The organism is Nocardia sp. Marseille-Q1738 (assembly GCF_965283145.1).
Genome location: NZ_CBDIMS010000001.1, coordinates 691,924 through 717,122 on the forward strand (window position 1 = coordinate 691,924; position 25,199 = coordinate 717,122).

25 protein-coding genes are annotated in these 25,199 nt (G+C 66.7%); 13 read left to right on the forward strand and 12 right to left on the reverse strand.

The genetic code is table 11. From position 1 onward, the window contains the following. Positions 1-31 precede the first annotated feature (31 nt). The 4 genes from ACWPXK_RS03100 (at position 32) to ACWPXK_RS03115 (ending at position 4,312) form a co-directional block, all read left to right on the forward strand. Positions 32-1,672 (forward strand): MFS transporter, encoded by a 1,641-nt coding sequence (locus ACWPXK_RS03100; protein WP_454194477.1) that lies wholly within the window; start codon positions 32-34, stop codon positions 1,670-1,672. A 104-nt stretch (positions 1,673-1,776) separates the two neighbouring features. Continuing rightward, positions 1,777-2,733: a DMT family transporter gene (locus ACWPXK_RS03105; protein ID WP_454194478.1), complete on the forward strand. Its 957-nt coding sequence runs from the start codon at positions 1,777-1,779 to the stop codon at positions 2,731-2,733. 55 nt (positions 2,734-2,788) lie between these two features. Beyond that, positions 2,789-3,820, forward strand: coding sequence for a TlpA family protein disulfide reductase (locus ACWPXK_RS03110; RefSeq protein WP_454194479.1), 1,032 nt, complete (start codon positions 2,789-2,791; stop codon positions 3,818-3,820). A gap of 153 nt (positions 3,821-3,973) precedes the next feature. After that, positions 3,974-4,312, forward strand: coding sequence for a BP74-related protein (locus ACWPXK_RS03115; RefSeq protein WP_454194480.1), 339 nt, complete (start codon positions 3,974-3,976; stop codon positions 4,310-4,312). Positions 4,313-4,372: 60 nt separating this feature from the next. Here the strand turns inward: ACWPXK_RS03115 and ACWPXK_RS03120 are convergent, their stop codons facing one another. Both ACWPXK_RS03120 and ACWPXK_RS03125 read right to left on the reverse strand, forming a co-directional pair. Next, positions 4,373-5,911: a Rieske 2Fe-2S domain-containing protein gene (locus ACWPXK_RS03120; protein WP_454194481.1), complete on the reverse strand. Its 1,539-nt coding sequence runs from the start codon at positions 5,909-5,911 to the stop codon at positions 4,373-4,375. 41 nt (positions 5,912-5,952) lie between these two features. Continuing rightward, entirely contained in the window at positions 5,953-6,780 is an 828-nt protein-coding gene (locus tag ACWPXK_RS03125) for a hypothetical protein (protein WP_454194482.1), read from the reverse strand. Positions 6,781-7,137: 357 nt separating this feature from the next. Here ACWPXK_RS03125 and ACWPXK_RS03130 point away from each other — a divergent pair, with 357 nt between their 5' ends. Together ACWPXK_RS03130 and ACWPXK_RS03135 are read left to right on the forward strand one after the other, a co-directional pair. Next, positions 7,138-7,887 carry a lysophospholipid acyltransferase family protein gene (locus ACWPXK_RS03130; protein WP_454194483.1) on the forward strand — a complete coding sequence of 250 codons (750 nt, stop codon included), beginning with the start codon at positions 7,138-7,140 and terminating at the stop codon, positions 7,885-7,887. A gap of 11 nt (positions 7,888-7,898) precedes the next feature. After that, positions 7,899-8,660, forward strand: a complete 762-nt coding sequence (locus ACWPXK_RS03135; protein WP_454194484.1) for a lysophospholipid acyltransferase family protein — start codon at positions 7,899-7,901, stop codon at positions 8,658-8,660. Between the two features lie 435 nt (positions 8,661-9,095). Here the strand turns inward: ACWPXK_RS03135 and ACWPXK_RS03140 are convergent, their stop codons facing one another. From ACWPXK_RS03140 to ACWPXK_RS03150, 3 genes are all read right to left on the reverse strand, one after another. Next, complete coding sequence (locus ACWPXK_RS03140; protein WP_454194485.1) at positions 9,096-9,569, reverse strand: NUDIX domain-containing protein; 474 nt, start codon at positions 9,567-9,569, stop codon at positions 9,096-9,098. A gap of 61 nt (positions 9,570-9,630) precedes the next feature. Further along, positions 9,631-10,743 carry a helix-turn-helix domain-containing protein gene (locus ACWPXK_RS03145; protein ID WP_454194486.1) on the reverse strand — a complete coding sequence of 371 codons (1,113 nt, stop codon included), beginning with the start codon at positions 10,741-10,743 and terminating at the stop codon, positions 9,631-9,633. 990 nt (positions 10,744-11,733) lie between these two features. Beyond that, positions 11,734-12,543 carry a helix-turn-helix domain-containing protein gene (locus ACWPXK_RS03150; RefSeq protein WP_454195421.1) on the reverse strand — a complete coding sequence of 270 codons (810 nt, stop codon included), beginning with the start codon at positions 12,541-12,543 and terminating at the stop codon, positions 11,734-11,736. Between the two features lie 94 nt (positions 12,544-12,637). On the opposite strand from ACWPXK_RS03150, the gene ACWPXK_RS03155 reads away from it, so the two are divergent. Together ACWPXK_RS03155 and ACWPXK_RS03160 are read left to right on the forward strand one after the other, a co-directional pair. Further along, entirely contained in the window at positions 12,638-13,507 is an 870-nt protein-coding gene (locus ACWPXK_RS03155) for an NAD(P)H-binding protein (RefSeq protein WP_454194487.1), read from the forward strand. Positions 13,508-13,603: 96 nt separating this feature from the next. Then, positions 13,604-13,948, forward strand: a complete 345-nt coding sequence (locus ACWPXK_RS03160) for a hypothetical protein (protein WP_454194488.1) — start codon at positions 13,604-13,606, stop codon at positions 13,946-13,948. 267 nt (positions 13,949-14,215) lie between these two features. Here ACWPXK_RS03160 and ACWPXK_RS03165 read toward each other — a convergent pair whose 3' ends face one another. The 5 genes from ACWPXK_RS03165 to ACWPXK_RS03185 form a co-directional block, all read right to left on the reverse strand. Beyond that, positions 14,216-16,465: a heavy metal translocating P-type ATPase gene (locus tag ACWPXK_RS03165; RefSeq protein WP_454194489.1), complete on the reverse strand. Its 2,250-nt coding sequence runs from the start codon at positions 16,463-16,465 to the stop codon at positions 14,216-14,218. Between the two features lie 42 nt (positions 16,466-16,507). Continuing rightward, positions 16,508-17,464 carry a hypothetical protein gene (locus ACWPXK_RS03170; RefSeq protein WP_454194490.1) on the reverse strand — a complete coding sequence of 319 codons (957 nt, stop codon included), beginning with the start codon at positions 17,462-17,464 and terminating at the stop codon, positions 16,508-16,510. Between the two features lie 21 nt (positions 17,465-17,485). Beyond that, positions 17,486-17,695, reverse strand: a complete 210-nt coding sequence (locus ACWPXK_RS03175; RefSeq protein WP_454194491.1) for a heavy-metal-associated domain-containing protein — start codon at positions 17,693-17,695, stop codon at positions 17,486-17,488. A gap of 254 nt (positions 17,696-17,949) precedes the next feature. Beyond that, positions 17,950-18,666: a sterol desaturase family protein gene (locus tag ACWPXK_RS03180; protein ID WP_454194492.1), complete on the reverse strand. Its 717-nt coding sequence runs from the start codon at positions 18,664-18,666 to the stop codon at positions 17,950-17,952. A gap of 23 nt (positions 18,667-18,689) precedes the next feature. Then, on the reverse strand, positions 18,690-19,412 hold the full coding sequence (locus tag ACWPXK_RS03185; RefSeq protein ID WP_454194493.1) for a FadR/GntR family transcriptional regulator: 723 nt from the start codon (positions 19,410-19,412) through the stop codon (positions 18,690-18,692). A gap of 105 nt (positions 19,413-19,517) precedes the next feature. Between ACWPXK_RS03185 and ACWPXK_RS03190 the strand changes: the two genes are divergently transcribed. The 5 genes from ACWPXK_RS03190 (at position 19,518) to ACWPXK_RS03210 (ending at position 22,824) form a co-directional block, all read left to right on the forward strand. Further along, positions 19,518-20,090 (forward strand): TetR/AcrR family transcriptional regulator, encoded by a 573-nt coding sequence (locus ACWPXK_RS03190; RefSeq protein ID WP_454194494.1) that lies wholly within the window; start codon positions 19,518-19,520, stop codon positions 20,088-20,090. Positions 20,091-20,630: 540 nt separating this feature from the next. Beyond that, entirely contained in the window at positions 20,631-21,107 is a 477-nt protein-coding gene (locus ACWPXK_RS03195) for a DUF1772 domain-containing protein (RefSeq protein ID WP_454194495.1), read from the forward strand. A gap of 115 nt (positions 21,108-21,222) precedes the next feature. Next, positions 21,223-21,621 (forward strand): PPOX class F420-dependent oxidoreductase, encoded by a 399-nt coding sequence (locus ACWPXK_RS03200; RefSeq protein ID WP_454194496.1) that lies wholly within the window; start codon positions 21,223-21,225, stop codon positions 21,619-21,621. A 121-nt stretch (positions 21,622-21,742) separates the two neighbouring features. Further along, positions 21,743-22,378 (forward strand): DUF2867 domain-containing protein, encoded by a 636-nt coding sequence (locus tag ACWPXK_RS03205; RefSeq protein WP_454194497.1) that lies wholly within the window; start codon positions 21,743-21,745, stop codon positions 22,376-22,378. Continuing rightward, complete coding sequence (locus tag ACWPXK_RS03210; RefSeq protein WP_454194498.1) at positions 22,375-22,824, forward strand: DUF6463 family protein; 450 nt, start codon at positions 22,375-22,377, stop codon at positions 22,822-22,824. Before ACWPXK_RS03205 ends, ACWPXK_RS03210 begins: the two co-directional genes overlap by 4 nt. Positions 22,825-22,841: 17 nt before the next feature. Here ACWPXK_RS03210 and ACWPXK_RS03215 read toward each other — a convergent pair whose 3' ends face one another. Continuing rightward, positions 22,842-23,504 carry a hypothetical protein gene (locus ACWPXK_RS03215; protein WP_454194499.1) on the reverse strand — a complete coding sequence of 221 codons (663 nt, stop codon included), beginning with the start codon at positions 23,502-23,504 and terminating at the stop codon, positions 22,842-22,844. Next, the gene (locus ACWPXK_RS03220) at positions 23,501-25,180 is read right to left on the reverse strand and encodes an ABC transporter family substrate-binding protein (RefSeq protein ID WP_454194500.1); all 1,680 of its coding nucleotides are present in this window, start codon (positions 25,178-25,180) and stop codon (positions 23,501-23,503) included. Before ACWPXK_RS03220 ends, ACWPXK_RS03215 begins: the two co-directional genes overlap by 4 nt. Positions 25,181-25,199: the final 19 nt, after the last annotated feature.

A 25,199-nucleotide genomic window follows, 5' to 3' on the forward strand; every position in this document is an offset into this window, starting at 1 on the left:
TCTCAGCCTGCGCTCGCTGACCGTACGAGCCGTGCTCTTCAAGAGCATCGGTGAACTGATCCCGCTGTACGCCCTGTACGCCCTGCTGTTCGCCGACCATGGGATGAGCACGGGACAGATCTCGCTGCTGTTCGCGATCTGGTCGGCGACGTCCTTCTTGCTCGAGGTGCCCTCCGGCGCGTGGGCCGACACGGTCTCGCGGCGAGGTCTGCTCGTGCTGAGCGGTGTGTTGCTGACCGCGGGTTTCGCGCTGTGGACTGTCGCACCCTCCTTCCCGGGCTTCGCCGCCGGATTCGTGCTGTGGGGCACGTCGGGGGCTTTGGCCTCCGGAACTTTTGAGGCGTTGCTCTACGACGACCTCGCCACCCGCGGCGAATCCACGGCCTACCCGCGCATCCTCGGCTATACCCGCGCGGGTGCGGAGGCAGCTGTCGTCGTCGCCATTGTCGCGGCGACGCCGCTCTACCTCTACGGCGGTTACGCGCTGGTCGGCTGGTCCAGCGTCGCGGTCGCCGCCCTGCATACGGTGATCGCGCTATCGCTGCCCACCTCGCCGAAGGCCGTGTCCGCGGCGGATGTCGACGACCTTGAAGACGTCGTACCGGAGGCGTCCGGGGACGACCGCGCGGCACGATCCGGTGCCACCCATACGCCAGTGGCACATGCAGATGCAGGTAACTCGACCCGTGGCGTCGATGCGGTGTCGATTGAGGATGGCGGCGCAGCGGATCGTGCCGTGGACTCGGATCTCATGGTGGGCGCGGGTACGCGGGCCGCGGTCCGAGACGCCACGCGCGGAACCGTTGCCGGTGGCACGAGCGGTGCGGACGATTGCGCTGGTCCGGAGGTTGTAGCGAGCGGCCGCGCGTCCAACGGCGATCAGCGAGCTGCGGCGGGAGATGCCCTTCGCGACAGCGACGTGGCGGTCACCGGCGGCGGCGCGGCGAATGATCGCGCTGTCAGCTCGGAGCTGTCGGTAGACGATTGTGTTTCGGTTGTCGGTGAGCGATATGCCTTGTCGGGGGGCGTGGTCGAACAGCCGCGGCCATTCGCTCGGTACCTCGGCATGCTGAAAGCCGGTATCGAGGAAGCCCTTCGGGTGCGCGTGGTGCGCTATGGCGTGCTGCTCGAGGCGTTGCTGTTCGGCATCACGGCGTTCGACGAGTATTTCGCTCTGCTCGCGCAGCAGGTGGGCGTCTCCACCGCGGTGGTGCCGCTGTTGGTGGGTCTCACCGTGCTCGGTTCGCTGGTCGGTTCCGTGCTGGGCGGGCGGACCGAAGGGATGTCGGGCCGGACAATGGGGCTAGTGATGGGTATCGCCGGTGTTTTGTTCCTCGGCGGCGCGCTGGTCGCCGGGCTCGCGGCACGGCGGCCCGACGCGATGTATCCGTTGACGGTTCTCGGGTTCACGGCGATCGGCGTCTCCTACGGCATCGTGCACAACGCGGTGGTCGTCGCAGGCGCCCGCCTCCAGGACGCCATCGAGGGCCCGGCCCGTGCCACGGTCACCTCGGTGTCCGGCCTCCTGAGCGAGGTGGTCGCGCTAGCGGTCTTCGGTTTCGCCGCCGTGGCGACCATCTGGTACTCGATGTCCACCCTGCTGGCCATGCTCGGCGTCGCCATGCTCGCCATAGCCGCCCTGACCCCCCGCTGGCTCCCGCGTCGCCGGTAAGTGGCACATCACGGAGATCCGCTCTCGCGTTTGCCACATTCAGGTGCCACTCGCGTTGGTCGGGTGGGGTGGGGGGTTGATCTTGGCCCGGTAGCGTGCGGGTTATGACCGTGCAGGTGAGGCTGGGGCTGGTCTTCGGGTTCGGGATCGGCGCGGGTGTCGCGGTGCAGGGGCGGATCAACGGCGCGCTCGGCGCGCGCCTGCACGATGGGATCGCAGCCGCCACCATCAGTTTCGGCACGGGCCTCCTTCTGCTCGCGGTGGTCTTCGCGGTCAGCGGGCAGCTGCGCGACGGCGTGCGGCAGGTGCGGCGGGCCTTGACAGATGGTGCGCTGCGGCCGTGGCAGCTGCTCGGCGGCCTGTGCGGCGCGTTCTTCGTCGCCTGCCAGGGCCTCACCGTCGCCGCCATCGGCGTCACCGCGTTCACCGTGGCCGTCGTCGCGGGCCAATTGCTCAGCAGCCTGGTCGTCGACCGTCTCGGTCTCGGCCCGGGCGGACGCACGCCGGTCACCGCGGTGCGTCTGGCCGGAGCGGCACTCGGCGTGCTCGCGGTTCTGGTCGCCGGATTCGGCCACAGCGGTGCCGCAACCGGTGGTCTCTCCGTGCCCGAAGCGCTGCGTGATGCACCGACCGCGCTGCTGATCGTGCTTCCCGCGCTGGCCGGGATCGGCCTGGCCTGGCAGCAGGCAGTGAACGGCAAAGTCGGCGCCGTCGGCGGACCCCTCTCGGCGGCCCTGGTCAATTTCTGTGTCGGCCTGTTCGCGCTGCTCGTCCTGGCAGCCGCGGTGATCGCGACCTCCGGTGGTCCGGCCGAATTCCCTACCGAGCCATGGCTTTATCTCGGCGGGTTCATCGGCGTGGCGTTCATCGCGCTGGCCGCCCTGACCGTCCGCTGGATCGGTGTGCTGCTGTTGGGCCTCACCTCGGTGGCAGGACAACTGCTGTTCGCCTTGGTCCTCGACCTGTTCACCCCGACAACCGCGGGCCTGTCGGTGACCGCGATCGTCGGTTGTGTGCTGACCCTCGTCGCGGTCGGCGTCGCCACTCGATCTCGGTCCTGAAAAGCCCGGTCGAGTCATTCATGTTCAAAGCGCATGAGTGTGGGATGGTGCGCTCATGCTGATCGAATACGGGGTGTGGGTTTCGCGGCTCTGTCTGTGTGTCGTGTTCGGGTTGTCGGCGTGGGGCAAGCTGGCGGATCGGAGTGCGGCCCGGCAGGCGATGGGCGACTTCGGCGTGCCGCTGCGCTGGGTGCCCGCCGTGGCATGGGGGTTGCCGATCGCCGAGGCGATGATCGCGATCGGAGTGGTGCTTCCGTGGGTGTCGGGTGCGGCCGCGGTGGCAGCGCTGCTGCTGCTCGGCGTGTTCACGGTGGTGATCGGGCGCCTGCTACGTCGCGGTGAGCGGCCCTCGTGCTCATGCTTCGGAACCGCGAGCGCGGTGCCGATCGGCCCGAAGACACTGGTACGCAATGGCGTTCTCCTAGCGCTCGCCGCGGCGGTCGGTGTCGGCGCGCTGACGCATCCGCGCGTGCCGATGGGCTCGCCCGTCGACGACGCGATCGGTTGTGCGGTAGTCGCCGCACTGTCGGCGGTGCTGGCGTGGTTGGCGGGGCAACTGCGCGTGCTGCGGCGCAGGGTCGATCAGCAGGCGTTGTCCACGTTGGGCGCGGAGGGTCTGCCGGTGGGTTCCGTGGCGCCGGAGTTCGCACTGCTCGACGCCGTGGGCGGGAAGACCACGCTGGAAGATCTGCTGGCCGGCGACCGGTCGGTCCTGCTGGTATTCGTGCATCCGGGTTGTGAGCTGTGCGCGGCGCTGGCCGAGGAATTGCCACGCTGGCATGCGCGGACGCGCGATGTCCTGGCCATCGTGGCGGTAGGTAACGGTGACGCCGCCGAACAGGCCGCGTGGGGCATGGAACACGGGCTCGGCGAGATCCCTTCGCTCGTGCAGCAGAGCAACGAGGCGGCCCTGCGGTATCGGGTGCGCGGCACCCCGTCCGCCGTCCTGATCGATCCCGACGGACGCGTCGCGGCCCCCGTGGCCAGGGGCGGTATCGCCATCCGCGAGCTGATCAGCACGGTGAAACCAGCGCGCCGCCCCCGTTGGCCCGAGCGCAGCGACATCCCTGCCGGGATTTCCAGCTGACTTTCGGGGCGTACATTCTTTCCGATACTGATAACAATCGATTTACTGATTATTTGCTGTGTCTGGCATTTCGGGCAGAAACTCGGTTGTCCACCGATAGGATCGAGGCGCACCGGTGCGGAACCGCCCTCCATCGACAAAAGGGGATAAGACATGGCGTACTTCGCATTCACGGACAACTCGGAGAAAGAGTTCGTCATCGAGCTGACCAACGAGCAGAGGATCGCGGAAGCCCGCCGCATCCTGATGGGCGAGGAGACGATGTCCGTACACGTCATGGGCAGGATCAGGAAGAATCCGGTGCCCTACAACCCGGGCTGGGATTTCTACCTGGACCCGGACACCATCACCTTCTTCACCATGGCCATCGAGGTCTGCGACGCCAGCATCCCGTACGTCAACGACCACCTCGATGAGGCGTGTGGCGCGTTCCTGCCGGGTTGCATGTGGTGTCCGTGGTCGTCGCGGCTCATCCGCGAGGTGGAATTTTAACTGTTGATTTGCTAGCGGGTACTTCCGGTCAGTGCGGAATCGCTGACCGGAAGTAGGCACTCAGCCCAGCTTGCGCGAGCGCAGTTCGTGTCCCTTGGAGGTCTTGCAGCGCCCGGACTCCAGGTCCCACTGCCAGCCGTGCAGGTTGCAGGTGAGCGTGTTGCCGTCCACCACGCCGAACTTCGACAGGTCCGCCTTCAGGTGCGGGCAGCGCCGCTGCACTTCCCAGCCGCCGAGTTCGGTGGAGGCGGAATCGTCGTGCGCCTCGGCGAACCAGCCGTCGGCGTAGGCGATCCGCTCGTCGGTGAGGCACTTGAAGAAGGTGTAGAGGAACTCGTTGTACCCGCCGATACGCCAGGCTTGGAAGCGGGTGGACAGAAAGATGGTGTTCACCCAGTCCGGCTCCTGGTCGCGCAGCACCGTGCGCACCAGTTCCGGCGCGATGCGGAAGCCGTAGCGGTAGCGGCCCTCGCCCTCGATGGGTCCGCGCACCGTGCGCTTGGGGAAGTCCAGCACCACGGTTTCCTCGCCGATCACCAGACCGACCGGGTAACCGATGCCGTCGCAGATCAGGTCGCTCTGCGCCATGATCGGTTCGAACAGCTTCTGCAGCGGTTCGAGCAGCGCGCCATCGCCGGTGGCCCAGGTCGCCTTCTCGGCTTCCAGCACGGGCGCGAGGCGCTGCGCCATCCGCTCGATGTACTCGGCCTTGTTGTCGTAGATCTCGGCGGGGTCGCTCGGATGGGTCAGGGTCAATTCGGCGCCGCGGACGTCGGCGACCGAGCCCGGGATCATCAGGATCCCGCCCGCGTTGCCGTGGATCTCCATCTGCTCCAGGAACACCTTCTGGTCGGGGAAGATGTTGCCCTCGTCGCCGCGATCATCGTTGAGGTAGCGCAGCTCGTCGTCCAGAAACACCGGCGGACCCGCCGACGGCACTACCCAGGTCGCCCCGACCTGTTCGATGTAGCTGCGGGCCCGGTCCATGCCGCGCTGCCGCTTCTGCTTGCCGAAGTTCGACTTGGTGCGGGCCGGGATGTCGTAGACCATCGGGTACCAGATCGCGCCCGAGTATTGCAGCAGGTGGATGTCGACGTGGCCGAACGCGTCGTGCAGCACGTCCATGTCGACCGGGCGGGCGTCGTTCATGTTGAAGCAGGTGGTCTCGCCGTCGGAGACAACCAGCCCGGAGTCGCCGATCGGGCCGTCGGCGGGCGCGCGCAGCGCGATGATCATGATGTCCAAGTCGCCACCCGGACCGGTGACCGTGTGCTTGACCGAGTCTTCCGTCTCGAAGAACTTGTGGAACCCCAGGTGCTCCAGTTCGCGCTTCAAGTCCGGCACCGGATAGTCCGGCAGCAGCACGGTCGCGTCCTTGTTGACGTGCTCGGCCAGCGTCTTCGCGTCGAAATGGTCGCGGTGCAGATGCGAGACGTACAGGAAGTCGCATGCGCCCAGCTCGTCCCAATCGAGCTGGGTGTTGTCGGGGAACGGGAACCACGAACCGAAGTACGCGGGGTTCACCCAGGGGTCGCAAAGGATCGACCCGGCCGCGGTGCGGATGTGGAATCCGGCGTGTCCGACGCTGGTGATCTGCACTAGCTGCTCCTCCTGCTGTTACCAGCCAACCAGGGTAGTAGTTACGGCGAGACGTCGCCGATGCAGTAGCCGTCCGGCCCGGATCGCAGGGTGAAGGTGCGGGTCTGCGTCACACCCGCGGAGTTGGTCACCGGGACGAGCACCGCGACGTACTCGGCGTTCAACTGCTCCGAGCGGATCTGCTGGTCGGCGAACTCGGTGGTCCCGGTCAGCATGCCCTGGTTGTTGGCAAGGGGGGCCGGGATCGGGCGTCCAGTGGCGGTGGGATCCCAGCTGGCTGGGGACGCCTTGCACACCAGCGGGTAGGTGCCCTCCTTGTCGGCCGGGTCGAGCGGAGATCCGACGAAGCGGGACAGGTAGCGGCGCACGGTGTGCCTGGCGTCGGCGTCGTTGTAGGTGACGTCCGTGCCCGCCGCGGTGACGCGCGGACAGGCGTAGCCGGTCTCGATCTCGGCGCGGTCGACGGCGACCGTGGTGGTTCCGCTCTGCCAGACGACGGCGTCCGTCGTCGCCGTGCCCGGCTGGGCCAAAGCGGCCAGGATGGGCTGCTGGTCGTCGTACATGTCGGCCACGTTCTTCGGCGCGATGGTCCAGCACTTCTCCTGCATATCGGCGATGCTGTGCGTTCTCAGATCGGCGGCCCAGCGCTGCACGGCGGTCGCCGCGGCGGGCAGTCCCGAGACCGCGCCGACCGGGGGAGCGTCGGCGGGTACCGGCGGCAACGACGGGGTGCTCGGCGCCGCTGTCGCCGGGACGGCGGCGGGCGGCGTCGTGCGCGGGGCCGACTGTGGGGTGCTCTCGTCGGGGATGCCGGCGACGGAATCGCAGCCGGTCAGCGCACCCGCGCCGATCAGGGCCAGGCCGATCATCGCTGCGCGCATACGCGGTCGGCCGCCCCGGCGCGGAGTCGAGTGCGTGGGGATGCACGTCGGTTGCCCCATAGGCGATGATTCCGGACCGATCAGCGCTGCTCCACCTGGTCGGATGCTCTGGCGCGTCGGGTGCGCGGCTGTGGACGTCGGTTGGCCCGGGTTCGCTGAAGCCCGAATCCGATCGCGTGCTGAGCTGTGGTCGAATTCGCGCGGTATCGGTCGGGCGCGTTCCACTTCGACGATCCTCTTCTCTAAGGGCGTGCGGTTAGGGCTGCTCAGGCGTCCTCGATCCGGTGCCGCATGCGACGGCGAGCACTGCCGGAGGGGACGATCAGCGACTACGCTAGCGGACTTGTGGAACCCGTCTATCGGACGATCATCGGGCTGGCCCGTACCGTCTTCTTTCTCGAAGGTCTGAAGTTCACCGTCAAGGGCGATGAACATATCCCCGCGCGGGGTGGCGCCGTGTTGGCGGTGAACCACACCGGCTACATGGACTTCACCTACGCGGGCCTGCCGGTGCGCACCCCGAAGCGGTACATCCGCTTCATGGCCAAGAAGGAGGTCTTCGACGACAAGATCTCCGGTCCGATCATGCGGGCGCTCAAGCACATTCCGGTGGACCGCTCGGCGGGCGCCGATTCGTACCAGGCCGCGGTGGAATATCTGCGCCGCGGTGAGCTGGTCGGCGTGTACCCCGAGGCGACCATCAGCCGCAGCTTCGAGATCAAGGCATTCAAATCGGGCGCGGCGCGCATGGCCATCGAGGCGGAGGTGCCGATCATCCCGATCGTCATCTGGGGTGCGCAGCGGGTGTGGACCAAAGGCTTCCCGAAACGCCTCGGCCGCACCAACACGCCCATCTCGATCGCGGTCGGCGAACCGATCCAGCCGTTCGAGCCCGCCGCCGAACTCACCGCCAAGCTGCGCTCGACCATGCAGGAGATGCTGCTCGATCTGCAGAAGGACTACGTGCACGAGCCCGGCGCGTATTGGGTGCCCGCCCGGCTCGGCGGCAGCGCTCCTACCCTGGAAGAGGCGGACGCGATGGATGCCGCCGAGGCGAAGGAGAAGGCCGCTCGCAAGAACGCGGCGGAGCAGTAACGGGAGTTGCAATGGCGCGGGAACCGGTTTACGACATTCTCACCGGCCTGGCCCGCACCATTTTCCTGGCGCAGGGCCTGCGCATCGATATCGAAGGCCAAGAGCACATTCCCCGTTCCGGCGGCGCGGTGCTCGCCGTCAACCACACCGCCTATCTGGACTTCATGGAAGTCGGGCTGGTCGGGCGCAAGTCCGGCCGCAACGTCCGATTCATGATGAAGGCCGAACTCGAACACGGCATCATCGGTTTCCTCATGAAGCACTGCAAGGCGATCGGCGTCGATCGCACCGCGGGCGCGGAGTCGTACGCCCGCGCGGTGACCGCGCTGCGGGACGGCGAATTGGTCGTGGTCTATCCCGAGGCGACGATCAGCCGCAGTTTCGAGCTGAAGGAATTCAAGTCCGGCGCGGCCCGCATGTCCATCGAAGCCGACGTCCCGATCATTCCGCTGATCATCTGGGGCGCACACCGCATCTGGACCAAGGACATCCCGAAACAACTGGGCCGCCACAACTTCCCGATCAATATCCGCATCGGCGCCCCGATCCCACCCGCCGAACCGGCCGAACACCTCACCGCCACCTTGCGCAGCCGCATGGACGAACTACTGGAAGACGCCCAGCGGAACTACCCGATGCCGGAAGGAGCCCGCTGGGTTCCCGCACGGCTCGGCGGCACCGCACCCACTCTCGCGGAGGCGGCTGTCCTGGAACGCGAGGAAATGGCCAGGCGCCGAGCCAAGGCCGGCCGCCGCATTCCAGGCCGGGCCTAGCTGCTGCGGGCACGTCCTCCCTGCGATCGACGGTAGTCAAATGGCTGCTGTCTCGTGGTCGAAAGCCGCCATTTGACTCCGCTCGATGCTCGGGTTCTACAACGCAACCACAGCCGGTTGACTGAGCTGGGAATTGGGCGTGCGATCGACGGCGGAAGGTAAGTCGGGTACGGCACTCAGCGTGCCCAGCACTGCCTCAGTAAACCTATGGAGGGTGTACTTACCTACGCGGCATCGCCAAAGAATTTTCTGCCTGAAGCCTCGAGCCATGCACTACCTACCACTGTTTTCCCCTGGCGGTGCTGGGCACGTCGGGTGCCGTACCCGGCTTACCTCCCGCAGTTCGTCAGAACCGCGTCTTTCCAGCGTGGTCGACCGGCTGTGGTTGCGTTCGAAGTTCCAGCTGGGGGCAGGGCACAGAGGTTGGCAAGCAGATCATCCTAGGTACGGGTGTTTTCGCTTTTCGGTGTGATGCCGCAAGCGGAGCCGGACGGTGTCGTGTACTGGCTCGTCTCGTAGCTGCTCCGGATGAATGAAACGAACGTCGGTGGACTCGTCGCTGACCGCTAGTTGGCCGCCGATCACCTGGGCGTAGTACGTGACGTTGAATTCCTGCCGTACCGCGCCGTCGGTGTAGGCGATGACGTGTTCCGGATCGGTGTAAATGCCGAGTAGACCGGTGATTTCGATGTCGAGGCCGGTTTCTTCCTTGGTCTCACGGATGACGCACTGTTCGAGAGTCTCGCCGATCTCCATGGTGCCGCCCGGTAGAGACCAGTTACCTGAGTCGGCCCGGCGCTGCATGAGAACCGCCCCGTCAGCGTCGATGATCAGAGCCGATCCACCCGGAACCAGACTATTGGCCTCGGGTGCGTCGGGATCTCGGTAGTAGTCGCGTCGATGGCTCATCCTGGCCCCCCGATCCGGTACGGAATTTCGGTTCGGTTGTACTCGCCGTACATCGAGTGGCTCAGGCCAGCATTGCTTCGATTTCGGCAATGCGCCGGTCGAGGCGGGTCGAGTGGGCGGTGTCGGCGGCTGTCCGGGCCTCTTGGATGGTTGCGTGTGCTGCGTCCAGATCGCGGGTCTTCAGGAACGACTCCGCGAGCCAAGTGCGGTACAGGGCTACCTCACGGACTCGGTCATCGGATAGTTGTCCGATGGCTCTGGACAAAAGGGGACTTGCCTTGGCCGGTTCGCCCAGTTCGACAAAGCATCTACCCGCCATGACGTCTATCTCTGTACGGTCCATCCAATACACCCACTCGGGCTCAGGAACGTCGGCCGAACGGCGGTCGTATGCGTCATCCACCGCGTCGAGAGCACGTTTCGCCTCCTCGCGATCGCGTGAGCGTGCGCATGCCCAGGCCAAGCGGTCCACGAGCAATGACCGGACTGTTGGCGGCGCATGAGGTGCTCCCTTGACAGCGGTACGTGCTAGCAACGCTGCTTCTTGTGGATTGCCGACATTGGCCATTTGGTAGCTGAGGCTCGACAGGAGTTGCGCCGTCAGGACACGGTCTCCCGCGTCATCCGCTGCCGATGCGCCGCTCAGGTACAGGCGCTGCGCTTCGCCGTATCTACCTGCGTCGCTCGCCACCCACCCGGCGAGTTGTGCGAGTTCACCCGCGACGACCAGCAGTCGCTTGCCTATCCGCTCGGTGTAGCTGCACTCCGTGATGACACTCCGGGCATTCTCGAACTCCTCCGATACCAGCGGAAAAAGGTCCCTTCCACCTACGCTGTCATCCATATGCCGCAGCTCGACCACACGTTGTTCCATCTGGGTGGCGAGTGAATCGCCGACGCGTCGACCAGCGGAACCACATGTCTTGGGTGCCGAGTCGGCCACCAACCATTCGTGTGCGACACGGATCGGGTCCTGCGGTGGTGCCGTGAGCTCATGCACGGGGATGTTCAGAGCGCGTGAGTAGCCGATGATGTGCTCTTGCTTCACGTCGCGCTGCCCGTTCTCCAACATGCCGAGCAACGACTTGCTGTAGTTCGTCTTGGCCGCGAGCGCGGCCAGGCTGACCCCTCGGCTTCGCCGGGCAGCGCGGAGCAGAAATCCAGGATTCTCCATCGATCCATGCACCCGATTCTGTGGACCTTTGTGGACGGCAAATCGATTACGTGCCTTACGTATTGGCTCAAGACTACTACGTAGCGCCTGGTAGGAAGCGGTCTGAATCGCACGTCTGATTTCGCGTCTGCTGAACTCCGAATGGTTGGCTATCGGAGTAGACCCGACCGGGCCCGGCGCATTTCAACCGTCTTTCGATGTGAGAGCTGGGGGCTACGGATGGAAGCTTGTGGGGATACGCCGCGGTCGCGGTGTCTGTTCTATCGGCGGGAGTGCGATCTGCCCGCGGTGGTCGACCCGCCCGAGAGCGGCCGGATTGTAGTGCGTGCCGGGCATGTTTGGGCGATGACGATGCCTACTCGGCTCGGGCAGGCGGTGAAAGCGCACATTCAGAGCCGAGGCGGTCCGCTGGGACCTGTTGTCGGACATCCACGTTCGGGGCGATGGACCTATCTGATCAGGCCCGATCTTCCCGACGATGTGCGGTTGTTCGCCGAGTTGTTCCGGCTGGACGTGTCGGTCTCTCGGGCCGGTGCGACTATCGCGCTGCCGTCTCCCACCGCGTCGGTTGGCGCGATCCGGTGCTGGATAATACCGCCGCGCAACAGCTTTCGCCCTTCCGGGCAAGTTGTCGTCGAAGCGATTCGGGCGTGGGCGGACCAGGTTCCGCCCAATTGGCGGGCTCAGGGGTGATGCCGTATGCCGGATAACGAAATCTCCACCCTGGAATCGGGTGTGCGGTGAGCGGGGATGAGTCGCCGAATCCGTCGGAGCCGGATGTGCGCTTGAGTGTGTTCTGGCATGGGCTTCGGCTGGAGTTCGCGGCGTGCTTCACAGCGGCGATGACGTTCGCGCAGGAGTGGCGGCGTGCTCATTACCCAGATGCGGTGGAGATCTTGTCGGACGGGGCTGACGGTCTGCCTCGGCTGCCTTGTGAACGGTTGTATTTGGAGCCCGTCGAGCTTGCGGCCGTCACTGACGCGGAGATTCTCAGGAACGAACAGGGACGCCGCAGGGGGTAGCGGCCGGTACTTCACCCCGGATAAACGATGTGGGTGGAACACCCATCAGACTGCGGAAGTCGGCCGTCATGTGGGATTGGTCGTAATAGCCGGTGGTGACCGCGATGTCGGCCCACGGGGTGTCACTTGCCTGGGATAGGACTTTGCGAACTCGGTCTATGCGCGCGAAAAACTTGGGGGAGACGCCGATTCCGCTGGTGAACAGGTTGCGGAGTTGGCGTTCGCTCACTGCGAGTCGCGCGGCGAGCTCGGGAACGGTAACGGGGTCGTCGTCGGCGATGGCGCCCACCGCCGTGGCGAGCAGGCGGCGGTGGGCGCGCTGGGCCGGATCGTCGGCAGCGCGGCGTGGCAGCTGGTCCTCGAGATAGGGAACAACTTCGTCGGGCGAGAGTTCGACCAGCTCGGTGGCGAGGTGGGCGGCGGGGCCGGGTAGATCCTCCAACCGCACGATTCGATCGGTGAGATCCACAGCCCGGACGCCGAGCAACGAGCGGATGGCCCCGGGTGCCAGGCGCAGGCGCACGCAGCCCGCTGGCTTGTTCGCCCGCGAGTAGATCGCCTTGGTCTGCGGCCCGACCACGAGCGCGTCGCGCGGACCGTCGTGCTCGGCGCGCAGCACGATGGTGGTCGAGGTCTGCGGAACGTGCGCGAACGGTTCGGACAGGTCGACCACGGTGGGGATCCGGCCGAGTTCGGCCAGCCACGGTCGCAGCGACTCCGGCGCGGGCTCGGACGATTCGACCAGGTCGGCCGTCACGACCGGCGGCGGGCGCAGCATGGTGGTCACCGCATCCACTGTAGGCAGTCCGCGCCTCGCCGGGTGTGCCGAAATTTCCTAGAGGACCTGTACTGACACGCGGCACGGTTGTCCCATGATCGTGATCACCGGTGCCACGGGCACCATCGGGAGTGAAATCGTCCGTCAGCTTGCCGACCGGGACGTGCCGGTTCGCGCCGTCACCAGGGACCCGAGCCGCGCAAAAGTGCCCGCGGGCGTCGAAGTAGTGCGGGGTGACTACACCGATCTCGCATCCATACGGTCGGCCATGGACGGCGCGGAGGCCGCGTTCATCGTCGGTGTGCTCGGCCCGGAATATGTGGACGCCGACCGCGCGCTGATCACCACGGCGCGCGAGGCAGGGGTCGGCCGCATCGTCAAGCTTTCGGCCATCGGTACCGGCGAGACGGGGCTCGGCCGCGTAGGCACTTGGCATTTGCCCGGTGAGCAGGCCGCACGAGAGAGCGGCGTCGACTGGACCATCCTGCGCCCCAGTTCCTTTGCCTCCAACACATTGAGCTGGGCCGAGGCCATTCGTTCCGGGAAGCCCGTGACCAACCTGACCGGCGCTGGTGCACAGGGCGTCATCGATCCCCGCGACGTCTCCGCGGTCGCCGTCGAGGCGTTGGTCTCCGCCGAGCACGCGGGCAAGATCTATACCCTTACCGGCCCCGAACTGCGCACTACCCATGACCTGGCCGCGACCTTGGCCGATGTCGTCGGACACCCGGTGGAGGTCGTCGACATCGCGGAATCCGAAGCGCGGGAGTACATGCTCGAGTCCGGCATGTCCGCCGAATTCGCCGAGGGGGCGCTGGCAGGACAGGCCTACGTGCGTGCCGGAAACAACGCGATCATCACCGATGACGTGCGGCGCATCCTCGGTCGCGCCCGCACCTACGCCGAGTGGGCCGCCGATCATGCGAGCGCGTTCGTGGCGGACGCGAGCGTGGCAGCCCACTGACGGTCATGTGATTGGCGTCACATAAAATTGCCGAACCGTGGACGCTGGGCAAGGGTGGCATGACTGCCCAGTGTGGCAACAAGGAAAGGGGATTCGATGCGTCGTCGGGTCATGTCGGTCTTGGTCGCGCTGACGGCGGGAGGGTCGGCCGCGGCGTTCGGTGGCGCGAGCGCCTCCGCGGTGGCGCTGAACCCGTTCCCCGGCGGCACCGAGGTCTACTTCGACCACGCCGAGTCCACCGCGATCGCGAATCTGAACCTCGGACCGGCGCTGAGCCAGGTGGCGGTCGCCTGGTCGCCGCAAGCCAAAGCGACACTGGGAGCGGGGATCACCGAGCATGCCCAGTGGGCCAGCGAGACTCCGACCGGCGCGGTTTCGATCGAGGTGTACGGCATGTTCGTCCAACCCGCGCTCGTTACGGTCACGACTATCCGCGGCTGAGTTCCTCTTCCGTTTTCGGATTCGGCTGCGCGGGGGTAGTCTCGCCCATGGCGTTATGCGCATGCATTATCGGAACCTTCGCCACTCGCGCGTAGGGCTCGGTGTGCGGCGGCGAGCACGCATGCGGCGACGCACCGGGCTACCGCTCGCGCCGCCGGATGCCGCAGCACACGCGCCGCGCTGCCGGTGAACACCGACATGAAGACTTCCTGGCGTATACCCGGACGGGACGGCACTCCGTGCGCCGTCCCGTCCGGTGTTTTCGTTTTATCGCGCAGTCGAGCGGAAGCTCCGCAGCCGCAGGCTGTTGCTGACCACGAAGACCGAGGAGAACGCCATCGCGGCCCCCGCGAGCATCGGGTTCAGCAGGCCCGCTATGGCCAGTGGGATCGCGGCCACGTTGTAGGCGAACGCCCAGAACAGATTGCCCTTGATGGTCGCGAGCGTCCGGCGCGAAAGGCGGATCGCGTCCGCCGCCGCCCGCAGGTCGCCGCGGACCAAGGTCAGATCGCTCGCCTCGATGGCCACGTCGGTGCCGGTGCCCATGGCCAGACCCAGGTCGGCCTGGGCCAGCGCCGCGGCGTCGTTCACGCCGTCGCCCACCATGGCGACCACCTTGCCCTCGGCTTGCAACCGCTTGACGGTGTCGACCTTGTCTTGCGGCAGCACCTCGGCGATCACCTCGTCGATGCCCACCTGCGCGGCGATCGCTTCCGCGGCGGCCTGGTTGTCGCCGGTCAGCATGATCGGGGTGAGGCCGAGTGCGCGCAGCTGGGCAATCGCTTCGGCGGAGGTCGGTTTCACCGCGTCGGCGACTACGAGCACACCGCGCGCGGTGCCGTCCCAGCCCACCGCGACCGCGGTCTTGCCCTCGGACTCGGCCGCGCGCATCGCCTGCGTCAGGTCGTCGCCCAGGTGCTGGGACCAGTCGGCGAGCAGCCGGGCCCGGCCGACCACCACGGCGTGACCGTCCACCACTCCCTGCACGCCGAGTCCCTCGACGTTCGCGAAGCCTTCGACGGGCTTCAGCTCGCCCACCCGCTCGCGGGCGCCCTTGGCGATCGCCTGCGCGATCGGGTGCTCGGACGAATCCTCCAGCGCTCCAGCCAGTTCCAGAATCCGCGAGACCTGCTCGCCTTCGGCGGGGATGACGTCGAGCAGGGTCATCCGGCCCGCGGTGACCGTGCCGGTCTTGTCCAGCACCACCGTGTCCACCCGCCGAGTCGATTCCAATACCTCGGGGCCTTTGATCAAGATGCCCAGCTGTGCGCCGCGTCCGGTGCCCACCATCAACGCGGTCGGCGTGGCCAGCCCGAGCGCGCACGGGCAAGCGATGATCAGCACGGCCACCGCGGCGGTGAACGCGGCCGCCACCGATCCGCCGGTGCCGAGCCAGAATCCGAGCGTCGCGACCGACAGCGCGATCACGATCGGCACGAAGATCCCGGAGATCCGATCGGCCAGCCGCTGGGCTTGGGCCTTGCCGGTCTGCGCGTCCTCGACCAGCTTCGCCATCTGCGCCAGCTGGGTATCGGATCCGATTCGGATAGCGCGTACGACGATCCGGCCGCCGACGTTCACGGTCGCGCCGACCACGGCCTCGTCGGGGCCGACCTCCACCGGCACCGACTCGCCGGTGAGCATCGAGGCGTCGACGGCCGAGGAACCTTCCACCACGATGCCGTCGGTGGCGATCTTCTCGCCGGGCCGCACCACGAACCGGTCACCGACCGTCAGTTGCTCCACCGGGATACGCCGCTCGGTTCCGTTGCGCAGCACCGAGACTTCCTTGGCTCCCAACTCGAGCAGAGCACGCAGCGCCGCGCCCGCACGCCGCTTGGCGCGCGCCTCGAAGAAGCGCCCGGCCAGGATGAACGTGGTGACACCGGCCGCGGCCTCCAAGTAGATGCTGCCGGTGCCGTCCATCCGGGAAATGGTGAACTCGAACGGGTGGGTCATCCCCGGTGTTCCCGCGGTGCCCCAGAACAGCGCGTACACCGACCAGCCCAGCGCCGCGAGCGTCCCCATCGAGATCAACGTGTCCATGGTCGCGGTTGCGTGGCGCAGGTTGGTCCACGCGGCACGGTGGAACGGCAGCGCGCCCCACACCACGACCGGCGCGGCGAGAGTCAGCGAGAGCCACTGCCAATTGGTGAACTGCAACGCCGGGATCATCGCCATGGCGACCACCGGTATAGACAGCACCAGCGAGACCAGCAAGCGGGTCCGTAGCGCGGCGGCCGGATCTTCCTCGGCGGGCGCGATTTCCCGCGGCTTCGGTGGGGCGGGCAGGGACGCGGTGTAGCCGGCCTGCTCAACGGTGGCGATCAGGTCATCCGGCGAGATGTCGCCGGTGACCTCGACGCGCGCCTTCTCGGTGGCGTAGTTCACCGTCGCGGTGACGCCGTCGAGCTTGTTCAGCTTCTTCTCGATGCGAGCGGCGCAGGACGCGCAGGTCATGCCACCGATCACCAGCTCGACCTGCCCGGAGGGCGGTGGTTGTGTCGCGGTGGTCATCGTGGGTGCTCCGTTCTGTGCGGGCGGTGGTGGATCGACGGGTCAGTGGCTGTGGCCGCCCGGCACCAGCTGCTGATCAGTGTGTTCGGTGTGCGTGGTGGCGCTTGCGGCGGGGGTGCCCTGGGCGACGGTCAGGGTGAACTCGGCGGTGCGGACCACACCCTCGTGCTGGAAGTCGAGGAACAGGCGGTAGTCGCCCGCGCTCGGCGCGGTGAGCGCGAAGGTGATGCCGGGTCCGGCCTGGGTCACGCCGTCGCCGGGGTGGCCCTCCGGATGGACGTGCAGGTAACCGAGGTCGGCGGCGCGCAGTGCCACCAGGTGGCCGTAGGCCCCGAGGTAGGGCTGCAGATCGGTGACCGGCTTGCCGCCGCGATGCACCGACAGGGTCACCGTCGACGGTCGGCCGGGGACGACGACGCCGTCCAGTGTCACGGTGTAATCGCCGACCGTCGCGGTGGTGGTCGCGGCCGGGAGTTGTTGCGGGTCGTACTTACCCGCCACCCGCAGATCCGCGCCCAGGGTCAGGTTCTCGCCACCCTGCGGGGTGAAGTCGGCGAATACCCGGTAGTCGCCCGCTCGGGTGAGATCGAGGGGGACGCTCCAGGTCCCGTCTGTGCCCAGCACCGGATGCACGTGCTGGAAGGCGACCATGTCGCGGCGCACGACGATCAGATGCAGATCCTTGTCGTGGCTGCGCACATAGCGAGTGACGGCCGCCCCGTTCTGGTCCAGGATGCGAAAGCGAAGCGGCACGTTCGGTGCCGGTGCGGCCTGTGTGGTGTCGAGCCGCAGGGTGTATCCGCGCTCGGTCGTCATCATTCCTCCAGGTAGTGCTTCTGAGTGGGCCTCGCCCTGTTCGGCGGGTCGGTCGTGTGTTCCCGAGTTGTGTGCGGCGGGTTCGGCGGGATCGGGTCCGATGACCGCGCCGGTTGCGACAGCGATCCCGAAGACCGCCGCGAGGCCGAGGGCGAAACCGCCGAACTTGGTGGATGTGTTCATCGCCAGCGCTCCGTTCCGTGCTCAGTCGGCGACCGCGTAGCCCGCTCGGACCACGGCGGCGGAAAGTTCGGCGCGCTCGACCGAGTCCCCGCTCTCGACGGTGACCCGGCCGCTGGAGAGGTCGACGGCGACGGAGCTGACGCCGGAGATACGGCCGATCTCGTCCCGGACCGAGGCGGCGCAGCCGCCGCAGGTCATCCCGGTGACGGTCACGGTGGTGGCGGTGCTCATGGTCGATCTCCTCTTCGGGTAGCTCTTGCTTCTGTGACTACCTTACCCCCCTAGGGTATAAATCCGTCAAGAGTGGTCCGGCACACATGACAAAGCCCGGTCCGCGAGCTCGCGCGGACCGGGCCTCGTATTGGGGATCACGTCAACACCATGGTCGAAGTGGTCGATCGTGAGAGCGCCGCGCATCAGGTGGCCGATCGCCACAAACGCCGCATGGCTGCCGTCCCGCTATCCAGGGACGGCAGCTGTCGAGGTCAAGCCGAGTGCAGGTTGCGGGCGGTAGGGGAGGTTTCGGTGGTGGCAGGGTCCGGGTAGGTGCCGAAGAGACGGTCGGCGGTACCGGAGGTGGTGACCGTGAACCAGTAGTGCTCGTTCTTGTAGTGGTGGTGGCGGTGGTTGCGCCAGACCGCGCGGTAGAGCGAGCCTTTCGGCTTGTAGTCGGTGTGGACCAGGTAGTGCGTCCACTCGTAGCCGAGGCCGAGCAGTGTGATGGTGATCAGGAAGGTCAGGCCCAGGCCGGGGCGCGGGAAGGCGAACGCGGCCAGGGCGATAAGGACGACGATCAGTGCGGCGAGCGTCTTCGTCGGGATGAAGATCAGCGGGATGTTGCGCGGATCGACATGGTGCTCGCGGTGTTTGCGGGCCAGCTCGCTGTCGAGCGCGATCGGGCCGAGCCGCCGCGGCCGCCAGTGCAACACGGTGACGTGCACGATCCACTCGAAGACCGGGAAAACCGCCAGCATCACGGCGGGCACGAGCAGGTCGGATGTTTGCCAGTCGCCGACGATGATCCGGCCGATCACCGCGCCCACCAGCGTGGTCGCGATCATCCACGGCGAGGGATGCCGGAGGAATTCGCGGAAGGCTTGTCCGAGGGTCAGCCCGCGGCGCAATGCCCGCTCGTCCCGGCGCACCTTCGCGCGCGCCTGCGCCTCGACCGTATCCCGTTCGGATGCCTTGGATTTCGTCATGGTCGTTCCTAGGTGATGCGTGATCAGGATCCGCCGAGGATCTCGATCAAAGCGGTGGTCGCCGGTTCGAGCAGCGCCCGAGCGGTAGTGGCGGCCTTCTGCGGCCTGCCCGCCACGATGGCGGCGGCCAGTTCGCGGTATGCCTCGACGTTGCCCACCTCGGCGGACATGATCGGGGCCAGCGCCGCGAGCGCCGGTTCATAGGCGGCGCGCAACATGTTGAACATCAGCCGGAACACGATGGAATCGGCCGCGTCCACGACGTGATCCCAGAACTCCATCGCATGCCGCTGCTGCGTGATCGGATCCTGTTCGGCGGCAAGTGCTTCGACGGAGGCATGCAGCAGCGCGCGGACCTCGTCGGCGCCCGTCGCGCCGATCCGGCGTGCGGCCAGCTCCGCCACCTTCGGTCCGTTGTGCAGCCGTGCCTCCACAATGCTGCGCGCCACCGTGGGGTCCAGTTCCCCGGCTTGCACCAGCAACCTGGGCAGGACCTCGAGCCCGGCCCCACGCCGGTAGTCCAGCACGGTGGTCGCGTCCCCCTGACGCACGGACACCAGCCCGGCCGCCGCGAGCCGCTGTAGCGCCTCCCGCACCGCGGGCCGCGAAACCCCCAGCGCCTCCGCCAACTGCCGCTCGCTGGGCAGGGTCGACCCCGGCGCCAGCTCCCCACTGAGCACGTCCGCCGCGATCTGCTCGAACACATCCGCCGACACCGACCGCTTGACCACAGGTTGCAACGCCATGCGTCTACTGTGCGCCGTGTTGGTAAGGAGGTCAAGTGGTCAGACCAATTGGCCTCGTCTGAATCCTAGTAACACTAGATTGTCAAGCAATGCTATAGTCGGCCTATGGGGACCCAGACGCGACGAGAACGGGAACGCGCCGAACGGCACCGGCTGATCATCGACACCGCTCGGGAGCTGGCCGAGTCGCAGGGCTGGGACGCGGTGACTGTGCGCAGGCTGGCGGAACGGATCGAATACAGCCAGCCTGTGCTGTATTCGCACTTCGCGGGCAAGGATGAGATCGTCACGGCGGTCGCCGAGGAAGGCATCGCGGAGATGGCCGCGTGGAGCCGCGCGGCGTTGGAGTCCGCGGGCGGCGAGCCGCGCGCAGCGTTGGCGGCGGTGGCGCGGTCCTACCTCGACTTCGCGACCGCGCGGCCCGCGCTCTACGACGCGATGTTCCTGATGAAGGTGAACCTCGCGTTCGGCGAGAATGCCTCGCAGCCGCTGCGGGACGCGTTCGCCGTCATGTTCGCCGCCTTCGCACCGTTCGCGGGCGAGCACGATCCGGAAACCTTCACCGAGGTGGGCTGGAGCGCCCTGCACGGCCTGGCGACCCTGGACCGCGGTGGACGGCTGCGGCCGGCTCAGCGGGACGCCCGGCTGGCGGTGTTGGTCGACCAGTGGACCCGGTAAACCTCTGCCGTGGTGAGCGCATTGTGACCCGATTCGCGTTCGGCGAACTGCGGTTTCGCGATTCCGGTGCGCCGAATCGAGTTCGGTTCGGAAACGACCATTTTTGACCCGTCGCATCGCGCGGTATGCGGCATATGAGTGCGTTTCTGCGGGTGGCCTCGGTGCGTGGCAGTGATGCCGCCGCCTGAGCTGCGGTGGCATCACTGGGCGGCAGGTCAGCTCACCGGCGTGAAGACGGGGGTTGCCCGGTGCCGTCGATCGCCCACCCCGACGCGGTTGCCCGCAACCCGGTCGACGAGGACCGGGACCGCGATGAGCCCAGCACCACCAGCGGATCCAGCAGACCGAAGATCCGCCAGCGTTCGGTGACCGGCTTGTCGGCGACAGCGTCTGCTCGGCCGGAACGGGCATGTGCGGCTTGCTGATCAGCGCGATCCCGGGTAGCGATCTGAAATCTAGCAAGGCTAGACAATATAGCGAGCGAATGTTACCGTTGCTCTAGTTGCTAACGCTGCTAGAACTTGGAAAAGGAAGCAGAAAATGCTCATTGTCACCGGCCAGATCATCGCCGCCGCCGCCGTTCTCTCCAATGCCGTCGTCTATGGCACCGACGTCTGCGGGGCGGTGATCACCCGGTCGGTGTACCGCAAGCTCGATGACGTGACCGTGACCATGAGTGCGGGATGGGGTCACTATTACGGCGACAAGCGCATGCCGGTGGTCGGTGCGGGCGGTGTGGTCACCGCGGTGCTCACGCTGCTGATCGCGCTGTTGGCCGGGCAGATCGGCGCCGCTGTCGCGGCGGGGATCACCGTGGCGGCACTGTTCACCTGGCTCGCCTTCTACGTCCGCGTCGCCAAGCCGATCAATTCTCAGCAGACCGCCGCTGCGCGGAGCGGCATCATTCCGGCCAATGCCCGTGCGCTGCAGGACAAGTGGGACAGCATTCTGAAGTACCGGGTCACCCTGCAGTTCATTGCCATTGCCGGACTGTGCGCCGCGCTGATTCTGTTCTGATTCCAGAGCACGGGGTAGGCGGTGTCGCGCGTGAGTAGGTGGTCGGTGCCCCGACAAACTTCCGGCTGATCGCCGGGGGCACAACTGATATCGAATTCACTGAGGAGTAACTGACATGACCTTCACCATCAATGAACAGCAGTTTCTCGCGGAGGCCGGGATCGGTCGGCTGGCCACGGTGTCGCCCGACGGCGTTGTGCAGAATAACCCGACCAGCTATCGGGTGAACGCCGACGGCACGATCGACATCGGGGGCATGCGGATGCGTGCCAGTCGAAAGTACCGCAATGTCGAGGCGGGCAGCCGGGTGTCGTTCGTCGTCGACCAACAGGTTTCATTGGAGCCATACGTGATTCGCGGCATCGAGGTTCGCGGCACGGCCGAGGCGCTCGATGACGAGGAGCCACCGTTCCCACCCCAGGAACGCGCGGTCATCCGAATTCACCCCGAACGGGTCATCTCCTGGGGCATCGACGGCGGATCCTTCGACTTCACCAGTCGCCGCGCCGAGTAGTCGGGCATCGTGGTCGAGCCCGCCGGGCTCGTGTGATGCGGGGTCCGGCAGGACCCCTGGCGCCATTGAGTGAGTCGTATTTATGCGGTACCGTACAAACTAACTATACGGTGCCGTATAAATGGAGAGGCGAACCGTGTCCCGACTCGCAACGACCACCTACACCGATCAACCGTGGCGCATCCACGAATTCACGAAGGACTTCTCGGTCGAGGACGTGTGGTCGTACCGCACTCCGGGAGCCGGGCCGGACGACTTCCCGACGATGCTCGCAGCGCTGCGAGCTGCCGCCGGACCGGCGAAGCAGCCAGGGCCGGTGCGGTTCTTGTTCGCCGTTCGGTGGAAGCTCGGTGCACTCCTCGGTTGGGACAAACCATCGGCGGGCGTCGGTGAGCGGGTTGCCTCGCTCCGCGATCGCCTGCCCGCCGACCTCCGCGAGGCTCCCCGCGGGGTGGACAACGAGGATATGCCGCTCAAAGCGGTTTACGAACTCGATATGGAGTCCGCTCGCGAGCTGGCGAACAAGACCGTGCACACCGTGATGCATCTCGGCTGGGTTCGAGGCGCGAATGGCGACTATGAGCTGCGGATGGCCGTCCTGGTCAAGCCCAACGGTTTGTTCGGGCGGCTCTATATGGCCGCCATCAAGCCTTTTCGATACCTCATCGTCTACCCGGCGCTGACCCGGCGATGGGAAGGTGCCTGGCGAGACCGCAACAATGCCGAGGCGGAGTACGAAGAAGGAAGGTCGCGATGAACTCCAGAACGCGGTTGCTCCGCTGGGCGAGCGGGATCATGCTCGTGCTGGGAACAGGGCACCTCATCTTGCTAGTGCTCGCCGCCTGGGACGAGATCACCGGCTGGGTGGATCTGGGGATATGGGCAGCCGTGCCGCTCATGGACGGAAACGCCGTCCAGACGGTGGAGTCGCTGCAGAGCAAGGTCACCTTCTGGGGCGGTCCGGGCAGCTTCGCCGTGCCGCTGATTCTCTTGGGTTTCCTGACTCGGCATCTCGCTGGGCGCGGGGTGGGTGTGCCCGCCGGCATCGGCTGGGGTATCGCGGCGTGGTGCGCGTTGGGTGGCGTTCTTCTTGTGCCGTCCCCCTTCTTCGTCGGGATCATCCCCGGAGTGCTGATCGTCTTGGCAGCGCGGAAGGAAGACCGGTCGGAAGCATCCCGAGACCGGCAGATGGACCTGGCGTAATCGGTGTGGGTGGGACCTCAGGTGGGGTCGGAGCCGCGGATGGCGGAGAGCCAGACGGTGGCAGCGGCGGCGATGGTGGCGGCGGCCAGGAAGGCGGGCAGGCCGCCGCCGTCGATGTAGACCCACAGCAGGGCCGCGAAGGGGGCGGCGACGGTGGATTGGGCGTCGAGCAGGAGGCGGCGGCGCGGTCGAGTGGCCGCCGCGGTATGGGCGAGGGCGTCGGGGTCGGGGCGGCTGGGGTTGTCGATCAATCGGCCCGGTGGTTCGACGTCGCGGATGCGGCCGGAAGGGTAGAGGCGTTTTCCGGCAAGGTGAATCGTGCGGTCGGTCACCTCGGCCTCGGTTTCGGTGAGGGTAGTCAGCACCGGGTCGAAGTAGACCGGAAGCCAGCGCGGGCGGCCCGTTCCGCCGACCTGCAACCAGGAACGGCTGACCAGGCGGTGCTGCTGGCGGACTCGGGTGACCCGCACGGTCCGAGCGGAACCCGGACGCCAGAACGGAAGCAGGCCATGCGCGACGCCGAGCCGATATCCCGTGTACCCGAGAATGCCGAGCACGACCGCCGCGATCGCCGCCACCTGGTCCAGAGTGCCGAACGGCGCCCAAGCGGCACAGACCGCGAGGGCGCCGATCGTCACTGTGAGTGGATAGGCCAGCGGGTGGCCCGATCCGAAACTCACTTCAAGAAACCGATTTTCGTGTAGTCCAAGGACGCGAGTCCGGCGGCGCCATAGTTCGCCAAGTCGGCGCGCACCCCGACATTGCCCGCCGACTGCATCAGCGGCAGCGAGTGACCCTCCTCGAATACCTTGCGATCCACCTGGTTCGCCAGCTCGATGGCCTTCTCCGGGTCGAGTTCGGACACCGTCTGCTCGATCAGCGCGTTCAATTCCGGCGAGCCGATGCGGCCGTAGTTGCCCTGCAGGTCGTTCGGGTTGTAGCCGTAGATCTGGTTGAGGCTGCCGAGCGGGAACGGGTCACCTACCCAGGTCCACTGCGCGACGTCGAAATTACCCGGCTGGATCACGTCGGTGAAGAAGCCTTTGCCCGGCTTGGTTTCGATGTTGAGTTTGACGCCGACCGCGGCCAGGTTCTGCTGGATGATCTGCGCGATCTGCACCCAGGTGTCGTCTTGGTACATGACATCGCGGATCTCCAGTTTGCGGCCGTCCTTCTCGCGGACGTCGCCGACCAGCTTCCAGCCCAAGTCGTCGAGCTCCTTGGCGGCGGCGGCCGGGTCGAAGCCGAGGCTGTTGTCCTGGTAGCCCTTCTGCCCCTGGATGAAGATGTGGTTGTTCAGCGGTTTCGGGTTCTCCACCAGGCCGTTCTGGATGGCCGTTACGATGCCCTGCCGGTCGATCGCCTTCGAGATGGCCACGCGCAACTTCTGGTCGGCCAGGATGGAGCCGGGAGCGCCGTTGAAGGTGAAGTGGTTCCAGCTGTTGCCCGGCGCCCGGCGGACGGCGATGCCCGGCGTGTTCCTCGCGGTCCTCAGTTCGTCCCGGGTGCCGAGGCCGACCGCGTCGATCTCGTTGTTCTGCAACGCGGGCAACTGAGCCGAGGAATCGAGCACGCTGAAGGTGATCGTGTCGAGCTTCGGGGTGTCGCCCCACCACTTGGGATTGCGGCCGAGCACGATCCGGCCCTGCGCCCGGTCGGTGGACTGCACGAGGAACGGTCCCGCGGTCAGCACGATGCCGTCGACGAGGCTCTTGTTGAACGCCTCGGGGGTAGCGGTGACGGACTTGGGGAACAGGAAGGTGTTGCCCGCGAACTGCCCGCGCCATTCGGCGTAGTGCTGCTTGAACGTGATGATCGCCTGCCGGTCGTCGACGCCGCGCTCGACCTTCTCGACCCGATCGAACCCGCTGTTGTTGGCGATCAGGAACGCCTTGTCCGCGCCGCTGAGCGCGTTGGCCTGGGACTGAATGTCTTCCCAGGTGATCGGGGTGCCGTCGGACCAAACGGCCTTGGGATTGATCGTGTAGGTCACCTGCTGCGGATTGGTGTTCGTCAGTTCGACGGCGGTGAAGTAGTCGGTGTTGATCGAAAGCTCGCCCGCCGCGTTGGTCCGGAAGGCGCGCGGCATCATCGGCCGCTCGAGCGCGCCGGTCTCGGCGTCGTTCCCGTCGTTGGACAAGCTGTTCCAGTTCGCGGGGAACGCCGAGATCGCCAAGCGCAGGTTGCCGCCGTCGCGCAGCTCGCTGACATCGTGCGGGTTGATGTCGTTGGTGGTGCCGAGCTCGGCGGCCGAGCCCGCGGGGGCGCCCTCGTCGTCCGAACTACACCCGGAGGCCACCAATCCGATCGCGACAGCGGCAATCGCCAGTCGTGTCGTCAGTGAACGAATCCGCATGGTTCGCTCCTTCCCGCAG

Coding starts and splice junctions, on each gene's coding strand:
- ACWPXK_RS03105 (WP_454194478.1), top strand. CDS start 1,777: ATGACCGTGCAGGTGAGGCTGGGGCTGGTCTTCGGGTTCGGGATCGGC.
- ACWPXK_RS03110 (WP_454194479.1), top strand. CDS start 2,789: ATGCTGATCGAATACGGGGTGTGGGTTTCGCGGCTCTGTCTGTGTGTC.
- ACWPXK_RS03115 (WP_454194480.1), top strand. CDS start 3,974: ATGGCGTACTTCGCATTCACGGACAACTCGGAGAAAGAGTTCGTCATC.
- ACWPXK_RS03125 (WP_454194482.1), bottom strand. CDS start 6,780: ATGATCGGCCTGGCCCTGATCGGCGCGGGTGCGCTGACCGGCTGCGAT.
- ACWPXK_RS03135 (WP_454194484.1), top strand. CDS start 7,899: ATGGCGCGGGAACCGGTTTACGACATTCTCACCGGCCTGGCCCGCACC.
- ACWPXK_RS03140 (WP_454194485.1), bottom strand. CDS start 9,569: ATGAGCCATCGACGCGACTACTACCGAGATCCCGACGCACCCGAGGCC.
- ACWPXK_RS03145 (WP_454194486.1), bottom strand. CDS start 10,743: ATGGAGAATCCTGGATTTCTGCTCCGCGCTGCCCGGCGAAGCCGAGGG.
- ACWPXK_RS03150 (WP_454195421.1), bottom strand. CDS start 12,543: ATGCTGCGCCCGCCGCCGGTCGTGACGGCCGACCTGGTCGAATCGTCC.
- ACWPXK_RS03155 (WP_454194487.1), top strand. CDS start 12,638: ATGATCGTGATCACCGGTGCCACGGGCACCATCGGGAGTGAAATCGTC.
- ACWPXK_RS03160 (WP_454194488.1), top strand. CDS start 13,604: ATGCGTCGTCGGGTCATGTCGGTCTTGGTCGCGCTGACGGCGGGAGGG.
- ACWPXK_RS03165 (WP_454194489.1), bottom strand. CDS start 16,465: ATGACCACCGCGACACAACCACCGCCCTCCGGGCAGGTCGAGCTGGTG.
- ACWPXK_RS03170 (WP_454194490.1), bottom strand. CDS start 17,464: ATGAACACATCCACCAAGTTCGGCGGTTTCGCCCTCGGCCTCGCGGCG.
- ACWPXK_RS03175 (WP_454194491.1), bottom strand. CDS start 17,695: ATGAGCACCGCCACCACCGTGACCGTCACCGGGATGACCTGCGGCGGC.
- ACWPXK_RS03180 (WP_454194492.1), bottom strand. CDS start 18,666: ATGACGAAATCCAAGGCATCCGAACGGGATACGGTCGAGGCGCAGGCG.
- ACWPXK_RS03185 (WP_454194493.1), bottom strand. CDS start 19,412: ATGGCGTTGCAACCTGTGGTCAAGCGGTCGGTGTCGGCGGATGTGTTC.
- ACWPXK_RS03190 (WP_454194494.1), top strand. CDS start 19,518: ATGGGGACCCAGACGCGACGAGAACGGGAACGCGCCGAACGGCACCGG.
- ACWPXK_RS03195 (WP_454194495.1), top strand. CDS start 20,631: ATGCTCATTGTCACCGGCCAGATCATCGCCGCCGCCGCCGTTCTCTCC.
- ACWPXK_RS03200 (WP_454194496.1), top strand. CDS start 21,223: ATGACCTTCACCATCAATGAACAGCAGTTTCTCGCGGAGGCCGGGATC.
- ACWPXK_RS03205 (WP_454194497.1), top strand. CDS start 21,743: ATGGAGAGGCGAACCGTGTCCCGACTCGCAACGACCACCTACACCGAT.
- ACWPXK_RS03210 (WP_454194498.1), top strand. CDS start 22,375: ATGAACTCCAGAACGCGGTTGCTCCGCTGGGCGAGCGGGATCATGCTC.
- ACWPXK_RS03220 (WP_454194500.1), bottom strand. CDS start 25,180: ATGCGGATTCGTTCACTGACGACACGACTGGCGATTGCCGCTGTCGCG.